The following is a 23,317-nucleotide window of genomic DNA, read 5'->3' as shown; positions in this document are numbered from 1 at the left end:
GACTTCACGGGCGACGACGTGGTGACCTATACGGTTGATGACGGCAATGGCGGCACGACGACGGGCACGATCACGGTAACGGTGACGCCGGTCAACGACGCGCCGGTTGCGGTTGACGATACGGCGACGACGGCGGAAGACACACCGGTGACAGTGGATGCGGCTACGGGGCTGCTTGCCAACGACACGGATGTGGACAACGCGGCTGCAGAACTGAGCGCGACTGCGGGGACGTTCACGACGGACCAGGGCGGGACGATTACGATCCTGGCGGATGGCAGCTACACCTACACGCCAGTTGCTGGCTTTACCGGTACCGATACCTTCACCTACACGGTAAGTGACGGCGCATTGACTGACACGGGTGTGTTGTCAATTGCTGTGGCGCCAGCAGCACCGACTGTGACTATCGACACCGATGTGAACAACGATGCCGTGCTGGGCGTTACCGAAATCGGCGGAGCAACGACGGCAACGGTGACTGTTGGTCTGACGGGTACTCCGTCCGTGGGCGACATCATTACGGTCTCCGATGGAACCAACGAACAGCAACACACGCTAACGCAGGCTGACATCGACGCCGGTAGCTGGACCACTACCGTCGCATTGCCTGCGGCGGGTGAAACGCTGGAGGTCAGCGCCACGTTGACCGATGGCTCCGGTCTTGCTTCCACTCCGGCAACCGACAGCGCCGTGATCGATCTCCTCGACGCCGTTGATGATGTGGCGACGCTGGATACCGGCAATGTGACCGCGACGGTTGGCCCGGAGGTGACGACGACCGACTCCCAGGTTCTCGGTATTGCCGAGTCCTCCACCGGTTCTGACGGTAGCCAGACGGTTACGATCGACGGTGACTATAGTGTGCTGCATGTCGAGGTGAGCCAGGATACTCTGGTTGCCGTCGCCGATAGCTACCGGGTCGATATCGTTGATGCTGACGGCAATGTGGTTGCTTCAACGAACCCGGACGATCCGAACCTGGTTGGACAAGTTCTTACGCCTATCATTGGCGGTACACTGGGGGTCAGCGGGACCGACACGCTCGCCATAGACTTCGCTGGACTGCCGGCAGGGGCTTATAGTGTTGTGGTGCACAACGACTCGAGCCAATTGACTGGCTTGCTGGATTCGGATGGCAGCGGTGGGGTTTCTCTACAAGAGCTCGGCGATAGCGGAGTTTTACTTGGAGCCGAGAACGAAGCGTTGATCGTCGATACAGTCGTCAACGCGCTCAACGGAGGCGTGCTTGGACTGCCACTCAACCTCGGTGACCTTGTCGAACCTATTCTCACAACCGCGCTGGACCTCATCAACACTACTGGGCAGGAAACGCCTGTTTCGGCTTTGGTCGGTATTCTTGGCGACGTGTTGAGTGATCCGCTTCTGGGTCTCACAGACCTTCAGGTTAGCGACCTGGTGGACAGCTTGGTCAGCACACTGGCGACAACGCTGTTGTCCAATACGTTGACCTTGCTGCAAACGACGACGATCACCACGCAACTGACTGAATATGCGTTCGACAATACAGCCTTGTCGGGCGGTAATGTCATCAGCGATGCCGATCCTGCGGGCGACGACACACCGGGCAGTGTGGGCGCCACCACCGTGACGCAGATTTCACACACGGTCGATGGTGATACAACGACGCTTGCAGTCGATCCAGTGAACGGCGTGGACATCGTCGGCGATTACGGTACGCTGCACATCAACGCGGACGGCAGCTATACATATACCGCCAACGGTAACCCGATTGCGCCCGGACAGTCGGACGTATTCACTTATACACTGGCCGATGACGCCATATCCGACACGGCTACGATCACCATCAATCTGATCGACAGCGTTGCGCCGACGCAGACGCCGACGATCACCGCGATTTCCGTAGATAGTGATCCAGTTGGCGACTGGACTACGACAGATACTTCGCCCACGATCTTCGGAACCTTGGACACTCCGCTTCTTCCGGGCGAAAAGGTGCAGGTCAGCCTGGATGGCGGGGCTACCTGGAACGACGCCTATATGGACCCAAACGACACGGATGGTTCGGATGGCTGGACCTGGTTCTACGGTCCGGGCGAACTTGCAGGCGGCGCTCATACTGTGAGTGTCCAGATCGTCGATGCGTTTGGTAATGTCGGGGCGAACACGGATTCGCAAGTGATCACCGTTGATGCAGCCAATCAGGCACCGGTTGGCGTGGTCAACCAAGGGCTTCTGGGCGGTCTGATCGGTGCGGATCTGCTGGGCCTGATCGATCTGGGGAACCAGACTTTTATCGCGTACGATCCGAACAACAATCTGCAGAGCGTAGCGGTCACCTATTCCGTGCCAATCAACTTGGGCACTGGTTTCGATCTGACTGCTTCCACCCTGATCGCGGCGGAATTGGGTTTACAGTTCAACGTCACCCATGTGGACTTTAATCTTCTTCCTCTTGTTCCAGAGTACTCTACGCTAACCATCACCTCGATTGATGGGAGCGCGATCAGTAACGAAGCAATCAACGAGTTGCTGCGCTCCGTACATCTGGATACAGCTTTAAGCCTGAGCGTTGCCCCAACATATTCCATCACTACGACCGATATGAACGGGTTGACAGGAACGGACAGCGCAACCACGTTGACCGATCTGGGCTTGCTGAGTGCACCAGACCCGACCGTTATCGAAGGAACGACGGGAGACAACACGCTCACCGGTACGTCTGCCGATGAACATCTTTATGGGTTCGACGGCAACGACATTCTCCATGGCGGGGACGGTAACGATCTGCTGCGTGGCGGGGCGGGCATCGATCAGCTTTTCGGTGACAATGGCAATGACCTGCTGGTCTACGATGCGGCGGATACCGTCATCGACGGCGGCATGGGGACCGATACCCTGCTTGTCACAACCGCTACCGCTACCATCACCGGATCTACTACGCCGGTCCATGATATCGAGAATATCGAGCTTGGTGTCGATTCCGGTGCCAATACGTTGATTATGGATGCAGATGGTGCCGCGAAGGCAAGTGGAGCAGGTTCGGAGCTCATCATCAATGGTGGAGATAATGACACGGTCAGCATCACCGGCGCTGATTATCAGGGCCAGACGCTGATCAATAATCAGGCCTATGAGCATTATGTTCTGGGTGAAACCAATGTGTTTGTTCAGGATCAGGTGCAGGTGGTCATTTAAGTGCTCATGGGGAATGTTGTACCGGCCCGTCAGGGTCATGACTTGAAGAGAGCATTGTATCGCAAGTGTTTTTTGGCAGGAGCTACTCTGGTGTTCGGGTTACCGATAGCCGGTTGTTCGGATACGTTGAGTTCGGTTCAGCCATCGGTTCCGAAACCGGTGGCGGTGGCAAAGAAAAGCGAGCCTGCCAAGGAAGATCATGCGTTGCGTCCGAATCCGGTTAAAGGCAACCGCATCGGCCTTGCCGATGCGGTGACCATGATCATCAAACGCCACCCCGACCTCAAGCAGGCGACTGCCGTTCTGGCGCGGAGCAAGGCGGATGTCGGTGCGGCGCGCAGCGTCTGGTACCCGCAGTTAACCTATCAGGCCGGTGTCGGCCCAAGCATGTTTTCGGATGGGGACAGTTCCCGTTTCAATGATGGGGCACAGGGACCGGGAGTCGCGCTCAATCAGCAGATATGGGATTTCGGCCGTTCTGCGGGTGCGATCGACTCCGCCAGGGCGGCGGAGAACCAACGCAGTCAGGAAGTCATTGTGACCGCTGACAAACTTGCGGAAAAGGGCGCATTGGCTTTTCTCGACGTCAAGCGTTACGAGGCGTTGGCGGCGGAAGCTGTGAAAAACTCTGCTGCATTAAAAGACCTGCGCGGTCGTATTCAGGATCGTGTGCTTGCCGGGACTTCGGATAGGTCCGACCTGATGTTGGCTGATGTGCGCATCGAAGGCGCGCGGGGCGAGGAAATTCAGGCACAGACATCGTTGATGGCGGCGAAAGTCCTGCTTGCGACGCTAATCGGCGGTATGCCTGAAAAATATAACGATCCCACGCCCGTGATCAGCAAACTGCCGCTTTACAATACTGAACCGGAGTTCGATCAACTGCCGGCGGTCATTGCCGCCGATCAGGCCGAAAAAGCCTCCGCAGCGAAAATCCGGGAGACCAAAGCCGAAATCTTTCCGCGTGTGGGCGTTCAAGTTGGTTATAACCGCAACTATTTCAGCAATAACAACAATAGCGGGCAAGACGACAATTACACGGCCCTGCTGACAGTAACCGGCGATCTCTACAAACCGGGGCACAAATATGCCGTACAGGCCGCTGAAGAGGATCGCCGTGCTGCGGAAGCGATGAAGGCATCTGCCATTCTCGACATTCGAGGACGGGCTCGTCAAGCGCGTGAAAACCTCATTGGCGGCAAGATGCGTATAGCGGCTTACCAGCAGCAGGAAAAAAACGCCAAAGCGTCGCGTGAGATATTCTTCGAGGCTTATACGCTCGGCAAGCGCACACTAACCGAGTTGCTCGACGCGGAGTTGAATATTCATCAGGCCGCCAACAACAGGATCCTCGCCGAATATGACGTGATGGCGGCGCGGCTTCAGTATCAGAATGTTTATGGGAAACTGCGCCAGTCACTCGGAGTGACAGCGACCCTTATGGGGGAATAGGGACATGGCCGACACAGGAACCGCTAGCCGCCAGAGCTGGGTTGCCGCCATTGTTGCGCTTGCCGGTCTCAAAGGCATTGTCCTGACCGAAGCGGAGTTCGCCCATCAGGGGGGCTGGGCCGCACCGGGACGGGATCCGATCGAGACGTTACGTGACATTGCTTCCCGCTCCGGTCTGCGTCTTGATTTACTGAACGCGACGCTGGACAATGTACCCGATATGCTGCTTCCCGCGATCTTCGAGATTGACGGAGGCCGTACGGTGCTGGTGCTCCAGAGGGGGACTGACAGTGTGCGTCTGACACTGCCGGGTCTTTCCGGGCGACCGCCGATTGATCTGCCTCTGGACGAATTCAATCGCCGGGCCACGGGGCGCGTGCTGCTCGTAGAACCGATGTCCACGCGGAATCGCGACGCCCGCATCGAAGCGTTTTTGCAAAAGCCCACACATCATTGGTTGCGTGAACTCGTTCTGAAAGACCGACGCGGGTATCGGGATGTCGCGCTGGCGTCGGTTTTCAGCAATTTGCTGACCTTCGCTTCGGCGTTGTTTGCAATGCAATTGTGGGATCGTGTGATTCCGGCTCGCTCGATCCCGACGCTCTGGGTTCTGGGGCTGGGCACGGCCATGGCGCTGCTGCTCGACCTCTTGCTGCGAACCGCCCGTGTGGTTGTGCTCGACCGCATGGGAAAACAGGCCGATCTTGCCATTTCGGCGCGCATTTTTGCGCGCGCCCTGGATATTCGCAACGATGACCGGCCGAAATCGACAGGAGCGTTCATTGCACAGATCCGCGACATCGAACAGATTCGGGATCTGATGACGTCCACGACGGTTTCGGCTCTGGTGGACCTGCCTTTCGTTCTGTTGTTCCTCGCTTTTTTCGCCCTGATTGCGGGCCAGCTGACCTTCGTGCTGATTGCCGCCATGGTGCTGATCGCGATTCCAGGCTTGCTCATTCAGTTTCCGTTGGCGCGGCTTGCGAGGGAAGGCACTCGCGAAAGTGCGCTTCGGCACGCGATCCTCGTTGAATCCATCGAGCGGATCGAAGAAATCAAGGCGTCACAAGCCGAGCCGCGCTTTCAGTCGCTGTGGGAGCGTTTCACCTATCTTTCCGCCAGAATCAGTGCAAAGCAGCGCTTTTATTCGGCCCTGTTCACCAACTGGACGCAATCGCTGCAACAGCTGACCTATACGGCTGTGCTGATTGCCGGCGCCTATCTCGTGATGGACGGCGATATGTCTACGGGCGCTCTGGTTGCCTGTTCGATCATGACGAGCCGGGCGCTTGTGCTGTTCGTTCCTTTCGGCCAGATATTCACACGCTGGCAGAGCGCGAGACTTGCCATGGGCGCGCTCACCGATCTTATGCAAAAGCCGGTCGATCACGATCCGCAAGCGGGACTCTTGCGTCGTAACACTTTGCGTGGCGACTATCGGATCGAGCAGTTGAGCTATGCCTATGAGCCGGATGGTCCGGCGGCTCTGCGTATCGAAAACCTTGTCATTCAACCCGGTGAAAGGGTCGCCCTGCTTGGCCATATCGGAGCGGGAAAATCGACCCTGCTGCGCCTGCTTGCCGGTATGGCTCGACCGGATTCCGGCAAGCTGCTGCTGGATGATTCCAGCCTGTCCATGATCAGTCCGGCGGATGTTCGCAGGGAAATCGGCTATCTCGGTCAAAGCGCGCAATTGTTTCTGGGCACCATCCGCGAAAACATCCTGATCGGTGCGCCACATGCCTCGGACGAGGATATTCTCAAAGCGCTGGCCATCACAGGTGGGTTGCCGCTGGTGCAAGGGCAGAGCCATGGCCTTGATCTGATGTTGCAGGAAGGTGGGATCGGACTGTCCGGCGGGCAGCGGCAAACACTGCTTCTGGCGCGAACCTTGCTGCGCGCCGGCAATATCCTACTGCTGGATGAACCGTCAGCGCCGCTTGATGAACGTAGCGAGCAACAGTTGGTACAGTCGCTCTCCCGTTGGCTCGATAACCGGACACTTATCGTTACCACCAATCGTTCCGGGCTTCTGCCGCTCGTCAACCGGATCGTCGTGATCAACAAGGGTCGTGTGACCATGGACGGACCACGCGACAAAGTGATTGCCGCATTGACCGGAAAGCCCACCGTCGCGACCGTTAACGGCACAGTGAGGCGAGCATGAGCGACCGGACGTTTTCTACTTCCTTCGACGAGATTATCGACAGCACGCGGCCCGGCAAGGAAAACCTGCACTGGTTCGAGAGATTACGGGTTATTCCCGTCGTTTCCCTCGGTCTGTCGGCCTTTCTGGTCTGGGCCTGGTTTGGCGTTCTGGACGAAGTCGCTGTCGGTAGCGGCAAGGTCACGCCGCTGATGCGCTCCCAGATCATCCAGAGCCTGGAAGGCGGTATCGTTGACGGCATATTCGTCAGCGAGGGCGACATTGTGGAGGCCCGTCAGAAACTGGCTGAACTCAATCAGGAGCATTTCAGCGCCAGTCTCGGTGAGGCTCAGGCCAAGGCGCTTTCGCTTGAAGCCGCGACCGCCCGGCTGGAAGCGGAACTTGTCGGGAGCGAACCGGCATTCAGCGAAGATGTACGCAAGAACCCGGCATTGGTCGAACGGGAGATGAGCCTGTTCCAGGCTCGACGCCATAATCTTGAGGTTTCCAACGCCGATCTGGAGAAGGCTCTTGCCCTGACCCGCAAGGAACTGTCACTGACAGAGCCTTTGGTGGCAAGAGGCGCGGCCAGTACCATCGAGGTTATCAAGCTTCAACGGCAGGAAACCGAGTTGCAGACCAAGCTCAATATGCTGCACAATGAGTTCGTGATCGAAGCCAATACCGATTATACAAAGAACAAGGCCGAACTTGACCAGACACTTGAGATCATCAAGGGCCGGAAGGACCAGCTGGCGCGCACCTTGATCACATCGCCCGTGCGCGGCATCGTCAAGAACCTTGAAGTAACGACTATCGGTGGCGTCATCGCGCCCGGCGGAACGCTGATGGAAATCGTGCCGCTTGAAGACCAACTCATGATCGAGACGCGGGTCAATCCACGTGACATCGCTTTCATCCGTCCAGGTTTGCCCGCTACCGTCAAGATTTCCGCCTACGATCCTGCGGTCTATGGATCGCTGGAGGGTACGGTCGAGCGCATCTCGCCCGACACGTTGCAGGATGATGTGGACAAGAAGCTGGTTTTTTATCGCGTTGACGTGCGGACAAAGAATTCGAGCCTGCATAGCAGGGACGGCAGGGAACATGTCATCATACCGGGCATGGTCGCCACGGTGGAAATCAAGACCGGTCAGAAGACGGTTTTTGACTATCTTATCAAGCCATTGAACAAGGCACGTGAAGCGCTGCGTGAACGTTAAGCATTCGATCTGGACCCAATGTGTCCGGCGCCTTCAATTTCCGGTACCCGAGAATCACCACTTTTGCATCCGCATATTGCTTCTTGATACAGTCGCTCAGATCAACACATCTCAACTCTATTATTTCAGGCATGATCCTGATCGTTCCGGTTTCACTCCGATCGGATCGTGCTGTAACCGGAGTACGATACCTATGGCTAAGGTTGTTGGAACAGGACTTGAGGATATTCTTACCGGCACGGACGGGAATGACAGTCTCTGGGGGCTGGGGGGCGACGATGTTCTGAGCAGTTCGAGCGGGTTCGATCGTCTCGACGGAGGAAACGGGGATGACCGGCTGATTCTGGAAGGCGTGAGCGGTGCGGTGAATGGCGGTGCCGGTTTCGATACGTTGCTGATTGATTTCTCCGACCGCTCCAACAATGTCAGGTTGAATGCTCTTAATGGACATGCAACGCTCGACTCCGACTGGTATCCGGCCAATGGTATTTATTTTCGGGATGTGGAGCGGCTGATCATCACTACCGGCAGTGGGCAGGATACCATTCTGGGCGGCATGGGTGACGATGTGATCTCGACCGGGGCAGGGGCGGACAGCATCGGCTCCGGCTACTCCGATCATCCAACCGATGCCGCAGGCGACGACTTCATCGATGCCGGCGCGGGCGACGATTTCATTTACGATCAATATGGGGAAAACCGCATTTTCGGCGGCGCGGGTGATGACGATGTCCATGCGTCGCTCTCATCGGTCGAGCTGGATGGTGGCGACGGTGACGATATACTTGTCATGGCGGATCGCATCACGAGCGAAGATGTCACCATCGACTTTGCGAAGGGAACCACCTCTACAGGCACGGCTTTCAGGAATTTCGAATTCGTCAGCGTCGATACCGGTCGTGGCGATGACACCATCTTGGCCAGCGACACCCAGAGGGCTCTTGTTTCCATGAATGGTGGCGACGATCGCTTCATCGGCGCCGGTGGCGATGACAGGGCCGAGGGTGGCCAAGGCAACGATATCCTGCATGGTCATGGCGGAAATGATGAACTCACCGGCGAGGAGGGAGATGATTATCTCGACGGCGGGATCGGCAATGACTTTCTTTCGGGCGGCGACGATGACGATTATCTCTCCGGCGGAGATGGCGACGATTCACTCATCGGCGGACGCGGGAATGATTATCTCGAAGGTGGCGCGGGCAACGACTATCTGCATTCGCTGGGATCCGGTCTTGTCGGTCCGGCAGGCAGCGATGTTCTGCTTGGCGGTGACGGAGACGATTTCATGGTAGCCGGTGGCGGCGGCAGCCAGTTTCTCGATGGTGGGGCGGGGAATGACAGGCTGTTGGTGGATGTTGGCGGTAGTGGTGATTACATCACGCCCAATATCCTGCAGGGTGGCGACGGTTTCGACGAAGTTCGCGGAGGCCGTGGCGTCGATATACTGGGTGGCGGCTCGGGTAATGATCGGCTTGACGGCCAGCACGGCGACGATGTGTTGGACGGCGGCGCCGGTGCAGATACGCTTGAAGGCGGTCTCGGAGCCGACACATTAACCGGTGGCAGCGGTGCCGACACATTTTTCTGGAGCTACGAAACAGTCCGCCTGAATGGCGGTGTCGATCACATTACCGATTTCGATACCGCCGGGGGAGATGTAATCAGCTTTCGTGGATATGCTTCGAGCGATCCCGAGATTCACGACTTCGACAGCTTTGTTGCCGCCTCGCACGATACCGAACAAGGTGTTTATGTCAGCTTCGGTGACGACGCGGGCGGTATTCTCATTGAAGGTCTGGCAGTGGCTGAAATATCGGAAAGCGACGTTGTCTTCGCGACCTGGTAACGAGCACGCTTGTGCTCAGTTAAAAGTGATCTGTGAACCGCCATGCATAGGCCGGTCCTGCCACGTTTCGGCTTTTCATTGTCGGCCTCGGAAATTACGAGGCCTCTTCCTCGATGATAGTCTGGGCAACCTGCTCGATGCCGCCGTTGAAACGCTCGGCAGTGAGCAGGCCCAGCCACACGGAGATCAGGCATAGCACGACCGAGAAACCGATATTGAACAGCGCTTTGCCCGGCTGACCGGCACGCAGGAGATCGAGCGTTTGCAGGCTGAACGACGAGAAAGTGGTGAAGCCGCCGCAGACGCCGACCATGAAGGCGAGGCGCCAGACTTCCGGCACCGGAAAGCGCCCCTGCTCCAGTGTCAGCGCGCCGAAGAACGAGATCGCGAACGACCCGACAATATTGATGAGGATCGTGCCCCAGGGAAGTTCGCGGCTTATCGGCAGCATCAATATAGCGAGCCAGTATCGCGCCACGCTTCCTATAGCGCCGCCAAGCGCCACCATCAGGGTTGCCTGCATTGGTTATATCCACCAAGCCATGGATAGAGGCTTCGACAGGGCTTCCGGAAGGCTTGAAACCAACGCTTCGAGATGCCGCGGGACGCACTCTTCTCCTGTTTCCATTCAAGCAGGAGTCATCAGCCAATAGCTGGCGGTTTCGGGAGAACCCCATTCCCATCGTGCGCGGCATGAGCCGTCGCCGGATTTATATCCAAAGCCATATCCGCTCGTCAATCGGCAGCAATCATGCGAGCCTCGCCTTGAAGCATAATCCGACCGGAGTGAAACGAGTACGATCAAGATTATGCTTAAAATAGAAAGCGTTAGAGCGGCGATCTGATTCAATCAGATCGAAATGCGCTCTAAGGACAGCCTCACACGATTTTTATCATGTTAAAAGATGCCGCCCCTAGCCGGTAGCTCTGCCGTCGCGGCGGGCGGGCAACTCGAACAGGTGAGCGCCATTCTCGGTTCCCTTTTCTTCGTAGCCGATGATCCTGAACCATTTCACTATGTCGGAACGGTCGAGCCAGCTTCGTGAATGAATGGGCAAGTCGCCTGCAAGCGACTGGATCTGACGGATATGCTGTTTGCAAAAGCGCACCGTGTTGGGGCTGAAAAATTCTTCCCTTGCCGCAAACAGTGTTTCCGCCGCGTCGTCCCCTTCGCGCCAGGCTATGATTGCGACGACCTTGCCGTCCTGCAAAAGGGCATGGGCGCGGCCTTCGCGGAGGTTCATCATGAGATTGTCATAGGCCGTCTTGGTGTCCTTGCCTGCGGCGATGTATTCGATGGTCATGCGTCTTGAAAGGTCGCGGAAAACGGTTTCAAGATCGCCGACGGTCGCTGTGCGTGCCTTCATTTTCTGGCCTCCCGCCTTAATTCGTTATGCGCTCACTGGATTGTCGAAAGACGCAATGGCACCCTGGTGGCCATTGCCAGCCATTGGGTTCAACGTAAAATGTTCGCACAGGTTCCGGTCGGAGAGATGAATTGTTGCGCGCCCGCATGAAATCGCCACCGCAAGAGAGCAGGGGGCATATGCTGCCTTGGGGTTTTCGCGGCGGCGCGATAGCGGGAAACCGGCGTTACTGGTTGATTTCAGGCTCGACCAGCCTTGCAAGCTTATGCAGGGAATCCTGCCAGCCAAGATAGCAGACCTCCGCCGGAATGATGTCTGGAACGCCCTGCTGCTCGATCCTGATCTCAGTGCCGACCGATACGCCCTTGAAGGTGATGGTCACCTTCATTTCGCCGGGCAGGTTGGGATCATCGAAACTGTCGGTGTAGACGAGCCGTTCGCCGGGAACGAATTCCACATAAGTGCCGCCGAAAGAGTGGCTCGCACCCGTGGTGAAATTGCGGAACGACATTCTGTGCTTGCCGCCCGCTCGCGCATCTAGCTCGTGTACGGTGCACACGAAGCCATATGGCGGCAGCCAGCTTGCAATGGCGTCGGCCTCGACAAAGGCGCGAAACAGCTTTTCCGGCTTTGCTGCGATAACGCGATGCAGATGGATGGTGCTTGGCATTGTATCCTCCCAGGATTGATCTATTGATTCCGGGTCGCGCCCGTCCTTGCGAAGAGCAGGCGCAGATAACGGTGAAGATGCTCGATGCTTTCCACGGCACGCTGCGGATCGCCGCTTGCCTTTGCGAGAATGAAAGCGCCCTGAAGAACGGCCTGCGTATGAAGGGCGAGGCTTTCGGGAGTAAAATCCCCCTGTACTCCGTGCATGTCCATCGCAGCCGCAATGTCGGCGACCAGCGTGTCGGCATGGCCCGAAATGCTCGACCAGCAGGCCTGCTGGATGGCAGGGCTGGTGCCGTAGGTTTCCTGAACCATCGTTCCGACGAGACAGGTAAACTCCGGCAATGTACCCTCAATAAGATGCTTGCGGAAATCCACATAGGCCAGAAGACGGTCCAGAGGATCGTCCGGCCGATGGTAGGGAGCTTCCGCAAACATTTCGGAAGTTACTTTCGACCAATGGTCGGCAGCCGCGACGGCCAGATCTTCCTTGCTGGAAAAATGATGGAAAAACGCCCCCTTGGACAGTTTTGCTGCAGTACAGATGTCATCGACCGTCGTCGCGGAATAACCCTTCGTTCGGATGACGGCGAATGCGGCTTCCAGCAAATGCGACTTCGTCAAAGGGTTCGGTTTTCTCGGCATGTCTTGCTCCCTTTTGATAACATACCAACCAGTCGGTATTAAAGCAAGCGAAGCCGACGGAAAATTATGGCTTCTTTTTCGGGGGCAATTGGACCGGAACTCGCGAGTGAGGGCCGATGAGCTTTGGTTTGGCCTGCGGGGGCTATTGGAATGGCCGGTATTGGTGAGAAAAACAAAGGCCGACGCTGCCGGATCGGCCATTCGCAGAGCGGAAGGCGCCGCTCAATTGTTCTTCAGGGCGCGGATCAGGTCCTGTTCGAGATCGAGCGGGTCTTCCAGTCCGACCGACAGGCGGATGAGCTGCGGCCCGATGCCGGAGGTGGTTTTCTGATCCTCGGGAACCACCGCATGGGTGAGCGAGAAGGGGTGCTGGATAAGGCTTTCCACGCTTCCGAGGCTGACCGCGAAGCGGAAATAATGGGTGGATGTAAGGATGCGTTCGACGCGGGCAAGGTCGCCTTCGACTTCGATCGACACGACGCAGCCGAAATTCAGCATCTGGCGGGCGGCCATTTCATGCTGTGGGTGGCTCTTGAGGCCGGGATAAACGACTTTCGTCAAGCCCAGTTCCGCCATGCGGCGTTCAAGGCTTGCGGCGAGTTTCAGGGCTGTCTCGGACTGTCGGACGCTGCGGATTTCCAGCGTCTTGAGCGAGCGGTGGAGCAGGGCGCAATCGGTCGGCGACATGACCGCGCCAAGCGCGTTCTGCAAATATCCGACGCGGTCGGCGAGGCCGGAAGGGGCGCTGGCCGAGATCGCCACGACACCGCCGAGAAGGTCGGAATGTCCGTTCAGCATCTTGGTGGCCGAGTGTACCACCACATGGATGCCATGCTCTATCGGGCGCTGGCCGACCGGCGAGGAAAACGTGCTGTCGCAAACCGTAATGGCTCCGGCTTCCGCGCCAAGACGGGCGACGAGCGAAAGGTCCACGATACGCAAGGTGGGATTGGAGGGTGTTTCGAACCACAACAGGTCCGGTTTGCCGGCCCGTACGGCTTCTTCCAGTGCGGCCGCATCGGAAAAATCGACGAAGTTTACCTTATGGCCTGCCGTGAGCGGACGGACATCCGCCAGCAGCCGGTAGACCCCGCCATAAAGATCGTTATGCGCGAGGATCGTCGAACCGGCTGGCAAGGCTTCAAGCAGGGTCGCGGCGGCGGAAAGCCCGCTTGGAAACACATAGGCGGCCTGCGCGCCTTCCAGATCGGCGAGGCAAAGTTGCAGGCCATTGCGGGTCGGATTGCCGCTTCGGCTGTAGTCGAAGCCCTTGCTTTTGCCGATACCGTCCTGAACGAAAGTCGTCGCGTGATAGACCGGTGGAATAACGGCGCCGGTCAGCGGATCGGGTTCCTGTCCGACGTGAATGGCTCTGGTTGCAAAACCAGCCTGATTGCGGCGATGTTCGTTTTCCACGTGCCCGGTCTTTCGCTTGCTATGTTGATGCGGCGCTTGGGAAAATGCCGCTGCCGGTGGTGTAGAAAGTGCGTTCAGCCCGGTCAAGCGGGGATCGTTTTTCCCGAACAGTTTGCGGCGTTCACGACAGCATCGCGCTTTCCCGCGCATTGCGCCTGATGGTTTGCGGCGGCTGACCAAGTGTCCGAAGGAAAGCCCGACGCATACGATCGGTATCCGCAAAGCCGGTCTCCATCGCTATGACGTCCATGGGATGCCGGCCTTGTTCCATCATCAGCCGCGCCGCTTCCACGCGCAGATTTTCGACGGCCTTGGCAGGCGACTGGCCTGTTTCCGAGCGAAACGCCCGGCTGAACTGGCGTGGGCTAAGCCCAGCCGCATCGGCAAGCTCGTCGACCGAGAGAATGCTGCGCAGGTTTGCCTTGGCATAATTGATGGATTTCTGGATTCTGTCCGACTTGGGGTCCAGTTCGAGCAAGGCCGAGAACTGCGACTGCCCACCGGCCCTGCGGTGATAGACCACGAGTTTTCGCGCCACGGCGCGCGCTACCTCCTGACCGAGATCCTTTTCGACCATGGCGAGCGCCAGATCGATGCCCGCCGTCATCCCTGCTGACGTCCAAACCGCGCCATCGACGATGAATATCCGGTCTTCCTCGACCTTGACGGCGGGAAAGCTTTCCCGGAGTTGACGCGCAAAAAACCAATGCGTCGTCGCGCGGCGTCCGTCCAGAAGACCCACCTCCGCGAGAATGAAAGCGCCGGTGCAAGGAGCCGCCAGCCGTCGCGCGGTTCGCAGGGAATGCCGCGCGAACCCGATCAGTCCCGGCGTCACCGGCTCAATCGCCGTTCCGGCGCCCAGCATCACGGTATCGTAAACCGTGTGATGATCGAAAGCTTTCGTATTCACCCCGAAACCGGCGGAAGACTTGATCTCTCCGCCGGATTCCGAAAGGAGTTCAATGGTATAATATGGCTCCGCAAGATCGAGATTGGCCATCTCCAGGGCGGTGACGGCAGCGAACCCCAGAAGCTGGAATCCGGGAAAAACGACATACCCGATTTTGTGCATGACTTTCGCTCCTGTCTGAAAATGCCGTATATACCAGATTTATGCCGTGGGCGCCGTGCGTCCTTTTAAACGTTGAACACACGGCGGTCCATTCCTTAGGTCAGTGGGTCGGTTGACCGGCCCGATGCCCGACGCCATAACGGGCGGCGGGTTTGTTGCGCGACAGGTTGGGCTTCAGTTTCTGTCGAGCCGCTTCATAGGCTGTCCAGTCGCTGACATCCGGCAGCGACGGGATTGTGACCTGTTCACCCAGTTCAAGCCCGGCCAGCGCGGCATCCACCATATCGTCGGCGGACATGACGATCTCGCTCGGTACATATTCAAGCGGCGTACCGGCGATGCCCCAGAAATCGGTTGCGGTCGCTCCCGGCAGAACAGCTTGCACACGAATGCCCTTGTCCGCCAGTTCGCTTTGGAGCGACTGGCTGAAGGCCAGAACGAAAGCCTTGCTGCCGCCATACACCCCGTTCAGCTGTTCCGGCGCGATGCCGACAATCGAAGCGATATTGACGATCGTTCCGGCGCCGCGCTCCACAAAGCCGGGCGCGACGGCATGAGTCAGCCGCGTCAACGCCGTGACGTTCAGCCCGATCATTTCCTCCATCCTGTCGATATCGGAGGATAGTAGCGGGGCAGTCGCGCCAATGCCTGCATTGTTGATCAGCATGGTGATGCCCGCATCGGTACGCAGCACCTTTTCGACCTCTGCGAGACCATCCCTGTTGCCGAGGTCTGCCGCGACGACTTCAACGGTGCGACCCGTTTCGTCGCCAAGTTGCCGGGCCAGTTCCATGAGGCGCGCTTTGTTGCGAGCCACGAGGATCAGGTCATATCCCTTGCGCGCCAGGCGATCGGCGTAAATCGCGCCGATGCCCGAGGACGCTCCAGTAATCAGGGCGGTGCCTTTTGAAGTCCCAGTCATCGAAATCTCCATCTCGTTGGAAGTGATGAAGTTGATGATAAAGCTTGGACCAAACGGCTTAAATGTCATATATCCGTCATTTCAGGACGTCCGGCATCGCGCTATTGCTCCAGACATCCTGAGCGGGCCTGTAGCGTTGTTTTTGCGGTCAGAAGGCTTCGCGATAAAGCGCCAGGGCGTCGGCTTCGGTCACGTCGACCGGATTATTGCCGAGCAGGCGGGTCTGCAACATGGCATCGCGCGCAAGCATTTCGAGGCTTTCTTCCGTTACGCCGACATCGCGAAGGCGGCGCGGAGCGCCCGAACGATCCATCAGTTCCTCGATATAGGCGACAAAAGCCGCCGAGCGCTCTTCGGTCGTGCCTTCCGATGCATCAAGAAGCAGATCGGCAAGTTCCGCGTAGAGCGCTGCCGCACCCGCCATATTGAAGCGAAGAACAGGCCCAAGCATCAGTGCATTGGAAAGACCGTGAGGCACATGGTAGTGCCCGCCCAGCGGGTAGGCGAGGGCGTGAACAGCCCCGACCGGAGAGTTGGAAAAAGCCTGTCCGGCAAAATTCGCCCCGATCAGCATGGCCTCCCGCGCGTTGCGATCCATACCGTTTTTACAGGCGGCAATGAGATTGGTTGAAAGAAGCTTCAATGCCTCGCGGGCGAAAGCATCCGATAGCGGGTTCTTTTTGACGCGACTGGTATAGGCTTCGATGGCATGAACCATGGCGTCGATGCCGGTTGCGGCAGTGTGAAGGGCAGGGAGGCCGCATGTCAGTTCGGCATCGAGAATGACGAAATCCGCATATAGCTGACGCGCAACCACTCCCATCTTGGTTGTTTCGCCCGTCGTGAGGATGGTGATGTTTGTAACTTCCGAACCGGTTCCGGCCGTGGTCGGTATCTGGATCAGAGGCAGGCGGCTGCCCTGCACCTTGCCTATGCCATAGAGTTCGGACAATTCCTGTTCTGAAACGATGAGCACGGCGGCGAGTTTGGCAATATCCATGGACGAGCCGCCGCCAAGGCCGAGCACAATATCGCAACCGGAGGCTTTTGCCCGATCGACACACGCAAGAAGGATGGCTTCAGGCGGGTCGGCCACCACTTGGTCGCAAATGTTGATTTTGAAACCGGCTTTTTCGAGCGATGCGAGCGCATCGTTGAGAACACCTGCCTGGTGCAGGCCTTTATCCGTTACGATGAGAATTTTGCGCTGGGAAAAACGCTCGCCGAGGATTTCTCCAAGCCTCCCGGCTGCACCCCACTCGACCAACATTGAGCCGACGGTATCGAACGTAAATGGCTTGATTGCTGCAGTCATCATTCCGCCCTTAACAGATTTCCCAAGGTTTTATGTTTCCGCGTCGCTGCGCGAGGCCGGAAAGATTTTCCTTGCATGTTCAATATATTGAACGGTATTCATCTGTATCAAGCGATACAGGATATTGCTCGGAACTGTCAATTTCTCACGCTTGTTTCCTGCTTGGGCTCTGCGCAAAGGAGAAGGGCATTCCACTCTTTGGAAACCGTGGAATTTGCCCCTGTGCCGTTGACGAGCCACTGGTATTTCGTTCACAAGTCGCACTTCAAGCTAGAACCCACCCCTGTTATATACGCTAGTCGCATAAGATAGGTTATGGAACTGTCAATGTGTCAACAAGCGGACTATGCGTCGGTCGAAAGCCGGCTTGTTCGCCTATTCAGAAACCACAATGAAAGTTTATGCGAATCGGATCGATTCCGACGATGTTTCCAGTTGACATCCGAAGTCGCAAAACCCGGAAATTGCGGTCTTTTTTCAGGATGGCCGAGAGCCGGTGAAACGATGTAAATCAGTGAAAATTGCGAGATTGCGTACCCAAAAAATAGCAGTGGGACGGATCAAGAAAAAGTGAATATGCTAGTTAAGTCAGACGGTTGATAAGTACTCTTGCAAGTGACGCGCTTATCCATAAGATGCGGAGCATTTCAAAAATTTCAACAGAGGGGTTAATCAATGTATCGCAGATTTCTACTGACAGGCGTGTGTCTTCTGGCGCTTGCGGGAGCCGCTTCGGCAGAGGTCGTGCTGAACCGCGGTAACGATACCGATCCGGCCACGCTCGACCATCACCGCACCTCCACCATCTCCGAAGGCAACGTGCTGCGCGACCTCTATGACGGCCTGACCATCCAGGACGCGTACGGCAAGGCCATTCCCGGCGTTGCGGAGTCCTGGGACGTTTCCGACGATGGCACGGTCTACACCTTCCACCTGCGCGACAATGCGAAATGGTCGAATGGCGACCCTGTTACCGCAGGCGATTTCCAGTTTACTTTCCGCCGCCTGATGGACCCGAAAACCGCTGCCGGTTACGCCAGCATGTTGTTCATCATCAAGAACGCCGAAGACATTGCGGGCGGCAAGAAGCCGGTCGACCAGCTTGGCGTCGAAGCGGTTGACGACCACACCCTCAAGGTCACGCTGAATGCCCCAGCCCCTTATTTCCTTGAGCTTCTGACCCACCAGACCGGGTTCCCGATGAACCAGAAGAGTGTCGAGGCCAATGGCGACAAGTTCACCACGCCCGGCAAGATGGTGACGAACGGCGCCTATATGCTGGAAAGCTTCACGCCGAACGACAAGATCGTCATGAAGAAGAATCCGTATTATTACGAAGCGGATCAGGTGAAGATCGACACCGTCAACTGGATACCGTTCGAGGATCGCGCGAGCTGTATGCGCCGCTTCGAAGCGAAGGAAGTCCAGATATGCTCCGACGTTCCGGCCGAGCAGATGGACTATGTGAAGAAGAACCTTGCCAATGAGTTTCGTCTGGCGCCTTATCTCGGCGTCTACTACCTGCCGGTGAAGGGCAAGACCGCCGACAGCAAGCTGAAGGATCCGCGCGTCCGGCAGGCGATTTCCATGGCCATAGACCGCGACTTCCTTGCCGATCAGGTCTGGCAGGGCACGATGCTGCCCGGTTACTCGATGGTGCCGCCCGGCATCGCAAATTACGTGAAGGACGCGCCGAAGCTCGACTATTCCGACGATATGCTGGATCGCGAGGACAAGGCCAAGGAACTCCTGAAGGAAGCAGGCGTCGAGCCGGATACGCTTTCCATAGAGCTTCTCTACAACACGTCCGAAAACAACAAGAATACCATGGCAGCCATAGCCGACCAGCTTGGCAATATCGGCGTGAAGGCATCGCTGAATGAAACCGAAGGCGCCACCTATTTCAACTTCATGCGTGACGACGGCCCGTTCGATATCGCCCGCGCCGGCTGGATCGGCGACTATAACGATCCGCAGAACTTCCTGTTCATCAGCCAGAGCGATGTCAGCTTCAACTATTCCAAGGTGAAGAACGCCGATTACGACGCGCTGATGGCCAAGGCCGAAACAATACTCGATCTCGGCGAGCGTGCGAAGGTTCTGGCCGAAGCGGAACAGGTCAAGCTCGATGAAATGAGCAATATTCCTATCCTTTATTATTCGTCGCGTGCGCTCGTTTCCAGCGATGTGGACGGCTGGAACGACAACCTCCTGGATAGCCACAAGACGCGTTGGCTCTCCCTTAAAAACTAGATTTTTCAGTTCGGGCTGCGCCTTGCCGCGCAGCCCTTTTTCGGTCTGCAAGCCGAAAGGTCCCTCTTTTCATGGGACGGCATTTTTAAAGCGAATGGGAGTTTTGTGATGTATCGCAGGGTTTTACTGGCGGGCATTTGCCTTGCCGCATTGGTTGGCGCCGCTTCGGCCGAAACCGTCCTCAATCGTGGTAACGACACCGACCCCGCTACCCTGGACCAGCACCATACCTCGACCGTTTCCGAGAACCGCGTTCTGCGCGACCTTTACGAAGGACTTGTGGCGCAGAACGAAAAGGGCGAAGCCATTCCCGGCGCGGCCGCGTCATGGGATCTTTCCGAAAACGGCCTCACCTATACATTCCACATGCGCGAAGGCGCGAAATGGTCGAATGGCGATCCGGTAACGGCCGGTGATTTCGAATTCTCGTTCCGCCGCATCATGGACCCGAAAACCGCAGCAGGCTATGCGAGCGTGCTCTATGCCATCAGGAATGCGGAACAGGTCGCGACCGGCAAGATGCCTGTCGACCAGCTTGGCGTGAAGGCGCTGGACGACAAGACGCTTCAGATCACGCTCAAGGCCCCGGCCCCTTATTTCCTTGAACTTCTGACCCACCAGACCGGCTTTCCGGTCAACCGTAAGGCCGTCGAAAAATTCGGCGACAAGTTCACCCTGCCCGGCAATCTCGTGACCAACGGCGCTTATGAGCTTGTGAGCTTCACGCCGAACGACAAGATCGTCATGAAGAAGAATCCCGATTACTGGGATGCGGGAAACGTGAAGATCGACACGGTCAACTGGATACCGTTCGAGGATCGCTCGAGCTGTATGCGCCGCTTCGAGGCGAAGGAAGTGGATATCTGTTCCGATGTCGCCGCCGAGCAGATGGACTATGTGAAGAAGAATATGACGAAGGAGTTCCGCCTCGCTCCCTATCTTGGCATCTACTATGCCGACATCAAGGGCGAGCCGTCCGGCAAGCTGCGCGATCCGCGTGTGCGCCGCGCCATTTCGCTGGCGGTGGACCGCGAGTTCATGGCGGAGGAAGTCTGGCGCGGCGTCATGCTGCCTGCCTATTCCATGGTGCCGCCCGGCATCGCCAATTATGTGAAGGACGCGCCGAAGCTCGACTTCGCGGATGAAGACATTCTCGACCGCGAGGACAAGGCCAAGGCGCTTTTGAAGGAAGCGGGCGTCGAGCCGAATACGCTTTCGGTGACGCTGCGCTACAACACGTCCGAAAACCACAAGAACACGATGGCCGCGCTTGCCAACATGCTGAAAAACATAGGCATCAACGCCACGCTGAACGAGGTCGAAGGCACGACCTATTTCAATTATCTTCAGGAAAAGGGCATGTTCGATCTGACCCGTGACGGCTGGATCGGCGACTACAACGACCCGAATTCCTTCCTGGAACTCTTCACCACCGGCAATTATTTCAACTATGCCGAATGGTCGAACAAGGATTACGACGCCCTGATGGCAAAATCCGCGGCCACGACCGATCTCGGCGAGCGCGCCGGGGTTCTGGCCAAGGCGGAAGAAATCCTGCTGAAAGACGGGGCCGTGGTGCCTCTGATGTATTACTCATCCACCGCACTGGTTGCCGACAAGGTTCAGGGTTACGAGGATAACCTCATGAACTCGCACGGCACGCGCTGGCTTTCCATCAAAAACTAAAACAAGAATTGAAACGCCCTCAGGGGTTGCCGGATCGCTTGGCGGCGGTCCGGCAAGGAAGGGACAAAGGACATGCTGGGCTATACGCTCCGACGATTGGGTAGTGCGATACCCACGATCTTCATCATCATTACACTGACATTCTTCCTGATCCGGCTTGCGCCCGGCGGACCTTTCGATCTGGAACGCCCGATCGATCCGCTGATCCTGGAGAACCTCAAGAAAGCCTATAATATGGATGCGCCGCTGTGGCAGCAGTATCTGATTTATCTGGGCAATCTGTTGCAGGGCGATCTCGGACCAAGCTTCACCCGCCGCGATTTCACGGTGAACGATCTTTTCGCCTCCGGCCTGCCGGTCTCGATCATGCTCGGCGCGCTCGGCCTCACCCTCGCGGCGATCATCGGAACCTTCCTCGGCACGCTCGCCGCTTTGAAGCAGAATACGCCCGTCGACTATTTCGTCGTTGCGCTGGCCACTTTCGGCATCACCACGCCCAATTTCGTCGTGGCTCCTCTCCTCAGCCTTCTCTTCGGCGTCATTCTCGGCCTGGTTCCGGCTGGCGGCTGGTCGTCTGCCAATGTTTCCTACTGGATATTGCCGGTGCTGACGCTGGCCTTGCCGCAGGTGGGTGTCATTGCCCGCCTCGTGCGCGGCGCGACCATCGAGGCGCTGCGCGCCAATCACGTACGCACGGCCCGCGCCTATGGTCTGCCCTCGCGCGTGGTCGTCGGCGTTCACGCGTTGCGCGCCGCCATGCTGCCTGCCGTTTCCTATCTCGGCCCCACCGCCGCAGCCCTTCTTACCGGCTCGGTCGTGGTGGAAACCATTTTCGGCATTCCCGGCATCGGACGTTATTTCGTGCAGGGCGCGCTCAGCCGCGATTACACGCTGGTCATGGGAACGGTCGTTGTCATCGCGATTTTCGTGGTTGTTTTCAACTTGATAGTCGATCTTCTTTATGCATGGCTTGATCCGAGGGTTCGTTATGACTGATCTTAGTGTACCGACGGAAACGGCCCAGCTCGAAACTCCGAGCCGTTCTCTCTGGCAGGATGCATCGCTGCGCCTGCGCAAGAACAAGGCCGCTGTCACCAGCGCGATCGTTCTGATCGTGCTTGCCCTTGTCGGCATTTTCGGGCCGATGATAAGCCCGCACCCCTATGACAAGATCTATCCGCAGTTCGTGCGCGTGGCACCAAGCCTCGAAGCCTATCCCCGCGCCGACACGATCATGCCGGGGCTGGAACAGGTAATGGCCCGCGCGCGGCTGAAAGCGGCCGGGGAACCGGAACTGACCGGCAATTCGCTGACGGTCAACGTGACGGCGCAGCGACCGACGGACGAACGTGTGCTTCGCTATTTCCAGCGCTCCGACCTGTTCAGCAATCCGAAGATCGAACTGGCGCAGGACGGGCTTTCCGGCACGCTGACGCTCGACGTCACCCGCAATTATTTCGTGCTCGGCACCGACAATCTCGGTCGCGACCTGATGACACGCATCTTCATCGGCGTGCGCATGTCGCTCGCCATCGGCCTGCTGGCTTCGGCCATGGCGCTGGTGCTCGGCGTCGGCTATGGCGCTGTTTCCGGCTATCTTGGCGGGCGTATCGACAATGTCATGATGCGGCTTGTCGACATTCTCTATTCGCTGCCTTTCATCTTCTTCGTGATCCTGATGCTCGTCTTTTTCGGGCGGTCCATCTTCATCATCTTCATCGCAATCGGCGCGACGGAGTGGCTGGACATGGCGCGCATCGTGCGCGGACAGACGCTGAGCCTCAAGCGGCAGGAATTCGTGCAGGCGGCGGAAGCGCTGGGCGCAACGCGGCGCGGCGTCATCTCCCGCCACATCATCCCCAATGCGCTCGGCCCGGTGATCGTTTTCGTCACGCTTCTGGTGCCGAAGGCGATCCTGCTTGAAAGCCTCCTCTCCTTTCTCGGCCTCGGCGTGCAGGACCCCCTCACCTCGCTCGGCCTTCTTATCTCGGAAGGCGCCCAGAACATGCGCGGCGCAAGCTGGCAATTGATCTGGCCTGCCGCCACCCTGACCATCATCCTGTTTGCGCTGAACTTCCTTGGCGACGGCCTGCGCGACAGCCTTGACCCGAAGGATCGCTGA

General features: G+C 57.7%; 17 protein-coding genes and 1 riboswitch. Of the genes, 9 read left to right on the top strand and 8 right to left on the bottom strand.

The features are described 5' to 3' along the window. The 5 genes from FHS76_RS03980 to FHS76_RS03960 all read left to right on the top strand — a co-directional run. On the top strand, nucleotides 1-3,180 hold a 3,180-nt coding region (locus tag FHS76_RS03980), incomplete at its 5' end, for a tandem-95 repeat protein (RefSeq protein WP_183648414.1). A gap of 90 nt (nucleotides 3,181-3,270) precedes the next feature. After that, nucleotides 3,271-4,632 (top strand): TolC family protein, encoded by a 1,362-nt coding sequence (locus FHS76_RS03975; RefSeq protein WP_210305990.1) that lies wholly within the window; start codon nucleotides 3,271-3,273, stop codon nucleotides 4,630-4,632. A gap of 4 nt (nucleotides 4,633-4,636) precedes the next feature. Next, on the top strand, nucleotides 4,637-6,799 hold the full coding sequence (locus tag FHS76_RS03970) for a type I secretion system permease/ATPase (RefSeq protein ID WP_183648409.1): 2,163 nt from the start codon (nucleotides 4,637-4,639) through the stop codon (nucleotides 6,797-6,799). Then, nucleotides 6,796-8,001, top strand: a complete 1,206-nt coding sequence (locus tag FHS76_RS03965; protein ID WP_183648406.1) for an HlyD family type I secretion periplasmic adaptor subunit — start codon at nucleotides 6,796-6,798, stop codon at nucleotides 7,999-8,001. Before FHS76_RS03970 ends, FHS76_RS03965 begins: the two co-directional genes overlap by 4 nt. Nucleotides 8,002-8,194: 193 nt before the next feature. After that, nucleotides 8,195-9,850, top strand: a complete 1,656-nt coding sequence (locus tag FHS76_RS03960) for a calcium-binding protein (RefSeq protein ID WP_183648404.1) — start codon at nucleotides 8,195-8,197, stop codon at nucleotides 9,848-9,850. A 94-nt stretch (nucleotides 9,851-9,944) separates the two neighbouring features. Here the strand turns inward: FHS76_RS03960 and crcB are convergent, their stop codons facing one another. The 8 genes from crcB to FHS76_RS03920 form a co-directional block, all read right to left on the bottom strand. Next, nucleotides 9,945-10,373, bottom strand: coding sequence for a fluoride efflux transporter CrcB (gene crcB / locus FHS76_RS03955; RefSeq protein ID WP_183648403.1), 429 nt, complete (start codon nucleotides 10,371-10,373; stop codon nucleotides 9,945-9,947). A 103-nt stretch (nucleotides 10,374-10,476) separates the two neighbouring features. Continuing rightward, nucleotides 10,477-10,540, bottom strand: a riboswitch (Fluoride riboswitch). Between the two features lie 224 nt (nucleotides 10,541-10,764). Then, nucleotides 10,765-11,217: a hypothetical protein gene (locus FHS76_RS03950; RefSeq protein WP_183648401.1), complete on the bottom strand. Its 453-nt coding sequence runs from the start codon at nucleotides 11,215-11,217 to the stop codon at nucleotides 10,765-10,767. A 226-nt stretch (nucleotides 11,218-11,443) separates the two neighbouring features. After that, nucleotides 11,444-11,887 carry an SRPBCC family protein gene (locus FHS76_RS03945; RefSeq protein WP_183648399.1) on the bottom strand — a complete coding sequence of 148 codons (444 nt, stop codon included), beginning with the start codon at nucleotides 11,885-11,887 and terminating at the stop codon, nucleotides 11,444-11,446. A 20-nt stretch (nucleotides 11,888-11,907) separates the two neighbouring features. Beyond that, nucleotides 11,908-12,531: a TetR/AcrR family transcriptional regulator gene (locus FHS76_RS03940; protein WP_183648397.1), complete on the bottom strand. Its 624-nt coding sequence runs from the start codon at nucleotides 12,529-12,531 to the stop codon at nucleotides 11,908-11,910. A gap of 222 nt (nucleotides 12,532-12,753) precedes the next feature. Continuing rightward, nucleotides 12,754-13,947 (bottom strand): trans-sulfuration enzyme family protein, encoded by a 1,194-nt coding sequence (locus FHS76_RS03935; RefSeq protein WP_328700432.1) that lies wholly within the window; start codon nucleotides 13,945-13,947, stop codon nucleotides 12,754-12,756. A 121-nt stretch (nucleotides 13,948-14,068) separates the two neighbouring features. After that, nucleotides 14,069-15,019, bottom strand: coding sequence for a GlxA family transcriptional regulator (locus FHS76_RS03930; RefSeq protein WP_183648392.1), 951 nt, complete (start codon nucleotides 15,017-15,019; stop codon nucleotides 14,069-14,071). Between the two features lie 100 nt (nucleotides 15,020-15,119). Continuing rightward, nucleotides 15,120-15,941 (bottom strand): SDR family NAD(P)-dependent oxidoreductase, encoded by an 822-nt coding sequence (locus FHS76_RS03925; protein ID WP_183648389.1) that lies wholly within the window; start codon nucleotides 15,939-15,941, stop codon nucleotides 15,120-15,122. 148 nt (nucleotides 15,942-16,089) lie between these two features. Next, a complete protein-coding gene (locus FHS76_RS03920) occupies nucleotides 16,090-17,259 on the bottom strand; it encodes an iron-containing alcohol dehydrogenase (protein ID WP_183648386.1) in 1,170 nt (389 codons plus the stop codon). Between the two features lie 672 nt (nucleotides 17,260-17,931). On the opposite strand from FHS76_RS03920, the gene FHS76_RS03915 reads away from it, so the two are divergent. The 4 genes from FHS76_RS03915 (at nucleotide 17,932) to FHS76_RS03900 (ending at nucleotide 23,317) form a co-directional block, all read left to right on the top strand. Continuing rightward, nucleotides 17,932-19,509, top strand: a complete 1,578-nt coding sequence (locus FHS76_RS03915; protein ID WP_183648382.1) for a peptide ABC transporter substrate-binding protein — start codon at nucleotides 17,932-17,934, stop codon at nucleotides 19,507-19,509. 108 nt (nucleotides 19,510-19,617) lie between these two features. After that, on the top strand, nucleotides 19,618-21,195 hold the full coding sequence (locus tag FHS76_RS03910; RefSeq protein WP_183648378.1) for a peptide ABC transporter substrate-binding protein: 1,578 nt from the start codon (nucleotides 19,618-19,620) through the stop codon (nucleotides 21,193-21,195). 72 nt (nucleotides 21,196-21,267) lie between these two features. Further along, a complete protein-coding gene (locus tag FHS76_RS03905) occupies nucleotides 21,268-22,191 on the top strand; it encodes an ABC transporter permease (RefSeq protein ID WP_183648374.1) in 924 nt (307 codons plus the stop codon). After that, nucleotides 22,184-23,317 (top strand): ABC transporter permease, encoded by a 1,134-nt coding sequence (locus FHS76_RS03900; RefSeq protein ID WP_183648371.1) that lies wholly within the window; start codon nucleotides 22,184-22,186, stop codon nucleotides 23,315-23,317. Before FHS76_RS03905 ends, FHS76_RS03900 begins: the two co-directional genes overlap by 8 nt.

Source organism: Brucella daejeonensis (assembly GCF_014199265.1).
Taxonomy (GTDB): domain Bacteria; phylum Pseudomonadota; class Alphaproteobacteria; order Rhizobiales; family Rhizobiaceae; genus Brucella; species Brucella daejeonensis.
This window is presented reverse-complemented; position numbering and strand designations above follow the sequence as displayed.

Coding starts and splice junctions, on each gene's coding strand:
- FHS76_RS03970 (WP_183648409.1), top strand. CDS start 4,637: ATGGCCGACACAGGAACCGCTAGCCGCCAGAGCTGGGTTGCCGCCATT.
- FHS76_RS03965 (WP_183648406.1), top strand. CDS start 6,796: ATGAGCGACCGGACGTTTTCTACTTCCTTCGACGAGATTATCGACAGC.
- FHS76_RS03960 (WP_183648404.1), top strand. CDS start 8,195: ATGGCTAAGGTTGTTGGAACAGGACTTGAGGATATTCTTACCGGCACG.
- crcB (WP_183648403.1), bottom strand. CDS start 10,373: ATGCAGGCAACCCTGATGGTGGCGCTTGGCGGCGCTATAGGAAGCGTG.
- FHS76_RS03950 (WP_183648401.1), bottom strand. CDS start 11,217: ATGAAGGCACGCACAGCGACCGTCGGCGATCTTGAAACCGTTTTCCGC.
- FHS76_RS03945 (WP_183648399.1), bottom strand. CDS start 11,887: ATGCCAAGCACCATCCATCTGCATCGCGTTATCGCAGCAAAGCCGGAA.
- FHS76_RS03940 (WP_183648397.1), bottom strand. CDS start 12,531: ATGCCGAGAAAACCGAACCCTTTGACGAAGTCGCATTTGCTGGAAGCC.
- FHS76_RS03930 (WP_183648392.1), bottom strand. CDS start 15,019: ATGCACAAAATCGGGTATGTCGTTTTTCCCGGATTCCAGCTTCTGGGG.
- FHS76_RS03925 (WP_183648389.1), bottom strand. CDS start 15,941: ATGACTGGGACTTCAAAAGGCACCGCCCTGATTACTGGAGCGTCCTCG.
- FHS76_RS03920 (WP_183648386.1), bottom strand. CDS start 17,259: ATGATGACTGCAGCAATCAAGCCATTTACGTTCGATACCGTCGGCTCA.
- FHS76_RS03915 (WP_183648382.1), top strand. CDS start 17,932: ATGTATCGCAGATTTCTACTGACAGGCGTGTGTCTTCTGGCGCTTGCG.
- FHS76_RS03910 (WP_183648378.1), top strand. CDS start 19,618: ATGTATCGCAGGGTTTTACTGGCGGGCATTTGCCTTGCCGCATTGGTT.
- FHS76_RS03905 (WP_183648374.1), top strand. CDS start 21,268: ATGCTGGGCTATACGCTCCGACGATTGGGTAGTGCGATACCCACGATC.
- FHS76_RS03900 (WP_183648371.1), top strand. CDS start 22,184: ATGACTGATCTTAGTGTACCGACGGAAACGGCCCAGCTCGAAACTCCG.